Origin of the sequence: Endozoicomonas sp. G2_1 (assembly GCF_017744155.1) — a bacterium.
Classification (GTDB): domain Bacteria; phylum Pseudomonadota; class Gammaproteobacteria; order Enterobacterales; family Alteromonadaceae; genus JAGHQT01.
This window is the reverse complement of sequence record NZ_JAGHQT010000018.1, coordinates 62,180-69,738: the sequence shown is the minus strand read 5'-3', so window position 1 is coordinate 69,738 and position 7,559 is coordinate 62,180. Positions and strand designations below refer to the sequence as shown.

The following is a 7,559-nucleotide window of genomic DNA, read 5'->3' as shown; positions in this document are numbered from 1 at the left end:
AAGTTATCTGACCCGTTTACCTAGCATATTCGCTCACTAAACTTATCAAAACACTTCGTTGGGCTGCCCCGTGGAAGTGGATGCGCATTTTAGAGATTTTTATCTGGCCGTCAACACTTATTTTAAAGTTTTTTCGTTTTTTTGTTTGTTCGATTACTTTTCAAACAAAACGATTAGGATCCAACCGATATTTCGCTGTAAATCACTATTTAGAGGGCAATAGATATTAAAGAGGTGATTCGATCACTTTAATGATCATTTTGAAAATAGTACTAGATCGCGACATTCAATTTATCTATTAGGTAATCAGGCCATATATTAATATGCACTTTTATCTCGCTATGTTTTGCTTTAATACGCAGAGTTGTTTTAAAAAAAGCTATCGCTATTTATATTGAAGAAGCAAATGCACTATTTATCTACTAATTAAAGTCGCGGTGTTACATCGATCTTAAGTGATACATTGATCTTGTATAGCTAATGACATATCACTGCAACATACATCACTATTGAGTAACTTATAAAACAGGTATAAGCCCTTGTTTTTCAATTAGTCATTAATTTGGTTAATTACTAAACTTATAGTTGCACTCTATTAAAAGCTCGGTAACATAGCTTTTGCTCTTTCTTTTTAAAATATAATAATTAGGTAAAGAAATATGAAGTCTCCTCAAATCTTCAAAATTATTATCATCGCACTCGTTTTTGCTTTGGTTGGTTATTTTGCAGCAGGTTTATTTAATGCTAACGCTGTACACGTATCACTAAGTTTATTTATTGGTGCTTTAATTGCTCCATTACTATCTACAACCTCTTCTGCCAGTGAAACATCAACTGAGTTAGGGGAAGTTAAAACACTTTATGTTGGTAATTTGCCATACCGCGCAAATGAAGCAGCTGTTCGTCATTTGTTTTCCGAGCACGGTACGGTGCATTCAGTTCGTCTAATGAAAGACAAGCATACCGGCAAGCGCCGTGGTTTTGGTTTTGTTGAAATGGCAGCCGCAGATTCTGATAAGGCAATTGATGCGCTAAATGATCAAGAATTCCAGCAAAGAACGTTAAAAGTTCGAGAAGCAAAAGAACGCCCTGAACGAAGTGACGACAATCAGTCATAGTACAGATAGAGCACCTATACAGAAAAAAGGCTCTATTGAAGAGCCTTTTTTGTTTTTGGTTGATAAAAACTTGCTATAAAACTAGACAAAACTAAAGTTGGCGATAAGATCTGCGCTCCTTTTTATTTGAGATACGAATATGTTTAGTCACATTGATCCTAAATTTTATCAGCAGCAACTCGATACCAAGCAAGATGCAATGGCTAAGCTGTTTGCAGACTTCGATTTACCGGACATGGCAATTTTTCAGTCAGAGCCGCTAAACTATCGCCTAAGAGCTGAATTTAGAGTTTGGCATCAAGAAGACGATCTCTACTACATAATGTTCAATAGTGAAACTAAAGAAAAGTTTCGCGTTGATCAGTTTCCTGTCGCTAGCACCCTAATCAACCAAGCTATGAACGCGCTGATGGATGCTATTCGCGATAACCAAGTACTTAGACGCAAATTATTTCAAGTCGATTTTTTGTCTACGTTAAGTGGCGAGTTACTTGTTAGTTTGCTTTACCACAAGCCACTTGATGATGAATGGCAACAACAGGCTCAACAACTCAAGCAGCAGCTTTCAACACTAGCGCCTGTTGATATTATCGGTCGTGCTCGCAAACAAAAGGTTATTTTGGACAAAGACTTTGTCACAGAGCAGTTAACGGTTAATGGCAAAACATATGCGTATCAGCAAGTAGAAAACAGCTTTACTCAGCCGAACGGTATTGTGAATCAGCACATGCTGACTTGGGCACAAGATGCCAGTAAAGGTTTGGGCGGTGATTTAATCGAGCTTTACTGTGGTAACGGTAATTTTAGTATTGCTTTAGCTGAAAACTTTGATCGTGTGTTAGGTACTGAAATTTCGAAAAGCTCAGTGAATTCAGCACAAACCAATATTAGTGCGAACAAACTTACTAATGTAGATATTATTAGAATGTCGAGTGAAGAATTCAGCCAAGCAATGAACGGTGAACGTAAATTTCGTCGTTTAGCTGACTTCAACTTAACCGACTACAACTACGATACTGTATTGGTAGATCCACCAAGAGCGGGATTAGATGATGATAGTGTCGAGCTAGTGAGCCGCTTTAATCGCGTTATTTATATTTCGTGTAATCCTCACACCCTTAAAGACAACTTAACGCTACTAGTGAAAACACACAAAATTGAACAATTTGCCTTGTTTGATCAATTTCCATATACCGACCACATTGAAACCGGCGTTATCTTGAGCCGACGCTAAACCTGATAGCTAAAACTCACCCATTCGGGTGAGTTTGAATTTTTCGAGACAACTCTTCAGTCAACTGCTGTGCTTGTTGTATTTGATCGTCACTCAATTGTTTCAACATTCTCTGCTTAAACCATTGATGACGATTGTACAGCTCATTATCTTGGGTCAGGTTCAATAGTAAATCTGTGTATGCCAACGCTATCACGCCATCGTTATGACCAAATTTTTGCTGCCATAAACCGTCCGACAATTTCGCCAGTGCATCAATACGGCCGTATTGCGCAGCTGTCGTTAAGTATTCTTGCTGAATAGATAAAATATCTTGTCGAGAGAGCTTTTCAGTGTCAGCACTTTGATGGGCTTGGACAAGCACTTCAATATAGTTGCCACCGTAATCAACCATGGCATCGACACTGCCCTGCTCGGCAGCTTTTCGATAATAGTCGACAAAACGATACCTATCATTTTGGCTAATTCCCTGACAATATTGATAGCGTTGTGACAATTCAATGAAATAACGATCATCAAATTCTTGCTCTTGTCCTCGCTCTATCGCAAGTTGATAACTTGATTGATCGCTTGGCGCTCGCAAACAGAATTGAAGGTTTTTCGCTAACAAATAACTGGCTTGTTTATCACCTTGTTCACTTGCGAGATACAATTGCGACAAATGGTGATTGAGCTCACCTGTTAACTTCCAACCATTAGTCAAAGAAAATGCGCTAGCGTTTATAACTGGGTTGATGGTGGATTGCGGATGATTGAAAGCAATTTCAGCAGAAGGATCATATTCTACGCTGGTTTTAGCGCTAGTATTCTTACTCTCCAACTCTGTAATTTTGTGATGCTCTGTCGTTTGGCTCGTGACTAATCCGTACAACAGTAGCCCAGAGACAAGCGTTATTAACAGCCAGAAAATTTTATTCCGCAAAAGAGAACAACCTTAGTCTATTTTTTTTGTATGCGCGCTGAAAAATCGTTGGCACCGCGAGCAATAAAACGAAGCTGCAGAACAATATTATCGATCAATTGTTCGCGTTCTTTTTTATCCATGTCTAACGCTTCAGCGCCAGCACTAAAGACGATAGTAACGGCGGCATTAGCTTGTAGATAAGCGACTTCGGCATCGAGTTTATTAGCTGTTTGTAAGTAGTCACTAAGCTCTAGTGTGAAGTAGCGAATTTCCCGGTTAACCGCAGCGCGAAATGCCGCAGAAATTCCCGAACGCTCGCGCAGTAACAATCGAAAGCTACTGTCACTGTTTTCAACAAATTCCATAAACGTGTGAACGGAAATTTTAATCACCGAGCCACCTTTGGCGATGCGTTGACGCGCCTGGCGCATCAGTTGTCTCAAGGTTAAGCCGGCCTCATCAACTAGGGTTAAACCGAGTTCATCCATATCGGCAAAATGTCGATAAAATGATGTTGGTGCTAAGCCAGCTTCTTTAGCAACCTCGCGCAGGCTCAAGCCCGAAAAACTTCGCTCGGCACTAAGTTGACTCAATGCCGCCTCAATAATTTGTCTGCGAGTTTTTTCTTTTTGTTGAGCTCTAACACCACTCATATTTATTACCACTAAATCAATAAACTATATTGCCAATCATAATACTCAATTAACGCACTATTGTCTTGAACTTGATATCAATCAAATCTACATACCCAAACCGCCTCAAGATACATAATTCAGCACTTTCACAGGGACTTAATATCAAGGCGTAGCTAGCAGGAATGGTTACTCTCGGCAACTGCTCCTGCGTTGCTCTAATATCCTGCATCCATGCAGGAACCTTTCGATTTGCTACAACGACGAGAGTAAGTTGCTGTGAAGTGCCCGAAGAGTTGGTTTAAAAGTCGATTTATACAGCGTTATTGATTTTAACAAGGGAATAACCATTCTTTACAACCAATGCCTTGTCTAAATCGCTTTTAATTCCAACTGAATAGGCATCTTTAGGTGGTTTGGGTATAACAACTGTTTCGGCGTCAATGGCAGACAACACTTGACTGTATCAGTCACGCAGATAAAATAGCGCACAACTGTACACTGAAATTAGTGAATAACTTAATGACCAAACCTAGAGTACTTTGGCTCAATGTCTTTGTTTTTTTAATTACCTTTTTATTTGCGGCAATTGCTGTTCCTTACCGTGCAATAACTCACGGTTTTGATAGTGCTGAAATTATTGCTGCGGTGATTTGTTTTTGTTACTGCGGTATGTCGATTACTGCGGGTTATCACAGACTTTGGTCACACAAAACCTACCAAGCTCATTGGAGTTTGCGCTCTTTATTCGCCATTGGCGGTGCTTTTGCACTGCAAAACAGCGCCTTACATTGGTCGTCTGATCACCGTATTCACCACAAACACGTTGATAATAACGATGTTGACCCATATTCTGCAAAACGCGGTTTTTGGTTTTCTCACATAGGCTGGATGTTAAGAGACTATCAACCAGAGCGTTACAACAATTACGACAATGTTCGCGACTTACAAAAAGACAAGATTGTGATGTGGCAACACAAACACTATTTATTGCTGACAGTATTAACTAATTTTGGTATTCCACTGGCATTTGGCCTATGGCATGGCGATGTTATCAGCAGCTTATTGTTGCTTGGTGTATTACGCCTAGTATTGAGTCATCACACCACTTTCTTTATTAACTCGCTAGCGCATATCTGGGGTAAGCAAACCTACACAGATAAAAACACCGCTCGTGATAACGGGATTCTAGCGTTTTTCACCTTCGGTGAAGGTTATCACAACTACCATCACATTTTTGAAAACGACTACCGCAACGGCATTCGTTGGTGGCAATTCGATCCGACTAAGTGGTTAATCAAAGGCTGTGAATATTTAAAGTTGACCTCAAAACTTCGTACAAGTCCCGAAGACAAAATTGAAAAAGCTAAGCTGGCAATGATTTTGAAACGCAGTCAAAGTAAGTTGGCGTATCACCCAAATGCCGATGAGTTAATGGCTAAACTGCAACAAGACTACGACGCGTTAATCGTCAAACTCAATGAGTTTTACGCCGCTAAAAAACAAATGCTGATGAACAAGAGTAACGAGCTTGTCAGTGAAGTTGAAAGTTCTGAGTTAGTAAAACACTATCAAGAACTTAAAGAAAAATTCATCGAACAAAAGAAGAATTGGCAACTATTAGCTGCACAAACGGTATAAGCACTGATACCCAAACCACCTCAAGATACGTGGTTCAGCGCCGTCACAGGGACTTAATATCAAGGCGCAGTTAGCAGGAATGGTGACTCCCTTTCAATTAACTGCAACGATGAGAGTAAGTTCCTGTGAAGCGTCCGAAGGATTGGTTTAAAAGCGATTTATACTGCGTTATTGATTTTAACAAGGGAGCAACCATTCTTTGCACAAAAATGTCTGGAACATTTTTGAACAGCCGAAGGCTGGCTTCAGCGAAGGACAGGATGTCCGGAGTAATCAATGCCTTGCCTAAATCGCTTTTAATTCCAACCGAACAAGCATCTTGAGGTGGCTTGGGTATAAATAAGCCATTCACAATCCCCCAAATCCTGTTAGAATTTTTACAAAAATAGGATTTGGGGCCATCACATTGACTAAAACTAAAAAAGCAAGCTCAGCCAAAACAACACTCACCTTCGACTTTGACGCCATCATCTTAGGCACAGGACCTGGTGGTGAGGGTGCTGCCATGAACTTGGCAAAGCAGGAAAAGCGCGTTGCGGTTGTTGAGCGCTATAAAGATGTTGGTGGCGGTTGTACCCATTGGGGAACGATTCCTTCTAAAGCACTCAGACAATCAGTCAGTCGCTTAATTGAATATAATTCAAATCCACTGTTTAGCGGGACTGATAAAAACCTTCATTTAACCTTCCCTGACATTCTTGGCCACGCCGCATCCGTAATCGGTAAACAGGTAAAATTGAGAAGTGGTTTTTACAATCGAAACCGCGTTAGTCACTTTGTCGGTCAAGCATCATTTGTTGACCAAAACACTATTGAGATTCTCAAACCAGACGGTTCAACTGAAACCATCAGCGCTAAAATTGTTGTCATCGCGACAGGTTCGAGACCATATCAGCCAGCAGAAATTGACTTTAATCACCCTCGGGTATACGACTCTGACAGCATCCTATCGCTAAAACACGACCCACGACATATTATCATTTACGGTGCAGGTGTTATTGGCAGCGAGTACGCCTCTATTTTTAGAGGACTTGGTGTAAAAGTTGATTTAATTAACACCCGTGATCGCTTGCTATCATTCCTAGATGACGAAATGTCTGATTCATTGAGCTATCACTTTTGGAACAATGGCGTAGTTATTCGCCACGGTGAACAAATTGAACGGGTAGATGCTCAGGACGACTGTGTGATTGTTCATTTGGAGTCTGGCAAAAAAATGAAAGCAGACTGTTTGCTTTGGGCAAATGGTCGAACCGGTAATACCTCTGATTTAAATCTTGCTAATGCTGGGCTTAAAGCTGATGGCAGAGGCCAATTGAAGGTTAATGCACAATATCAAACAGAGGTTGACAACATCTATGCTGTTGGTGACGTTATCGGTTATCCTAGCTTAGCAAGCGCAGCTTTTGACCAAGGCCGCTTAGCTGCCAATGCTATTTTGGACAATGAAAGTAACGCTGTACTAATTAATGATATTCCAACCGGAATTTACACCATCCCGGAAATCAGTTCAGTTGGTAAAACTGAGCAAGAGCTGACTGAAGCCAAAGTACCATATGAAGTTGGACGTGCTCAATTCAAGCACTTAGCACGAGCACAAATATCAAATAATATCGTTGGTTCATTGAAGATATTGTTCCATCGAGAAACTAAAGAAATTCTCGGCATTCACTGTTTCGGTGAGAACGCAGCGGAAATTATCCACATTGGGCAAGCAATCATGCAACAACCTGGTGAACACAACACCATTGAATATTTCGTGAATACTACCTTCAACTACCCAACCATGGCTGAGGCATTTCGGGTTGCGGCATTGAATGGATTGAATCGATTGTTTTAGAGCGAATACCGTTTGATTGTTATATATACCCAAACCACCTCAAGATGCATGATTCAGCGCTGTCACAGGGGCTTAATATCAAGGCGCAGCTAGCAGGAATGGTCACTCCCTTTCAGTTAGCTGCAACGATGAGAGTAAGTTCCTGTGAAGCGCCCGAAGGGTTGGTTTAAAAGACAATTTATGCGACGTT

6 protein-coding genes are annotated in these 7,559 nt (G+C 40.7%); 4 read left to right on the top strand and 2 right to left on the bottom strand.

The window, feature by feature from the left end:
* The first annotated feature begins 659 nt into the window (after positions 1–659).
* Positions 660–1,118, top strand: a complete 459-nt coding sequence (locus tag J7384_RS16205; protein ID WP_209115578.1) for an RNA-binding protein — start codon at positions 660–662, stop codon at positions 1,116–1,118.
* Between the two features lie 139 nt (positions 1,119–1,257).
* Positions 1,258–2,352 (top strand): tRNA (uridine(54)-C5)-methyltransferase TrmA, encoded by a 1,095-nt coding sequence (gene trmA / locus J7384_RS16200; protein ID WP_209115577.1) that lies wholly within the window; start codon positions 1,258–1,260, stop codon positions 2,350–2,352.
* A 16-nt stretch (positions 2,353–2,368) separates the two neighbouring features.
* Here trmA and J7384_RS16195 read toward each other — a convergent pair whose 3' ends face one another.
* Both J7384_RS16195 and fabR read right to left on the bottom strand, forming a co-directional pair.
* The gene (locus J7384_RS16195) at positions 2,369–3,274 is read right to left on the bottom strand and encodes a hypothetical protein (RefSeq protein WP_209115576.1); all 906 of its coding nucleotides are present in this window, start codon (positions 3,272–3,274) and stop codon (positions 2,369–2,371) included.
* Between the two features lie 17 nt (positions 3,275–3,291).
* The gene (fabR, locus tag J7384_RS16190; RefSeq protein ID WP_209115575.1) at positions 3,292–3,909 is read right to left on the bottom strand and encodes an HTH-type transcriptional repressor FabR; all 618 of its coding nucleotides are present in this window, start codon (positions 3,907–3,909) and stop codon (positions 3,292–3,294) included.
* A gap of 501 nt (positions 3,910–4,410) precedes the next feature.
* Here fabR and J7384_RS16185 point away from each other — a divergent pair.
* Together J7384_RS16185 and sthA are read left to right on the top strand one after the other, a co-directional pair.
* Entirely contained in the window at positions 4,411–5,529 is a 1,119-nt protein-coding gene (locus J7384_RS16185; protein WP_209115574.1) for a fatty acid desaturase, read from the top strand.
* Positions 5,530–5,935: 406 nt separating this feature from the next.
* On the top strand, positions 5,936–7,369 hold the full coding sequence (gene sthA / locus J7384_RS16180; protein WP_209115573.1) for a Si-specific NAD(P)(+) transhydrogenase: 1,434 nt from the start codon (positions 5,936–5,938) through the stop codon (positions 7,367–7,369).
* Positions 7,370–7,559: the final 190 nt, after the last annotated feature.

Coding starts and splice junctions, on each gene's coding strand:
- trmA (WP_209115577.1), top strand. CDS start 1,258: ATGTTTAGTCACATTGATCCTAAATTTTATCAGCAGCAACTCGATACC.
- J7384_RS16205 (WP_209115578.1), top strand. CDS start 660: ATGAAGTCTCCTCAAATCTTCAAAATTATTATCATCGCACTCGTTTTT.
- J7384_RS16185 (WP_209115574.1), top strand. CDS start 4,411: ATGACCAAACCTAGAGTACTTTGGCTCAATGTCTTTGTTTTTTTAATT.
- fabR (WP_209115575.1), bottom strand. CDS start 3,909: ATGAGTGGTGTTAGAGCTCAACAAAAAGAAAAAACTCGCAGACAAATT.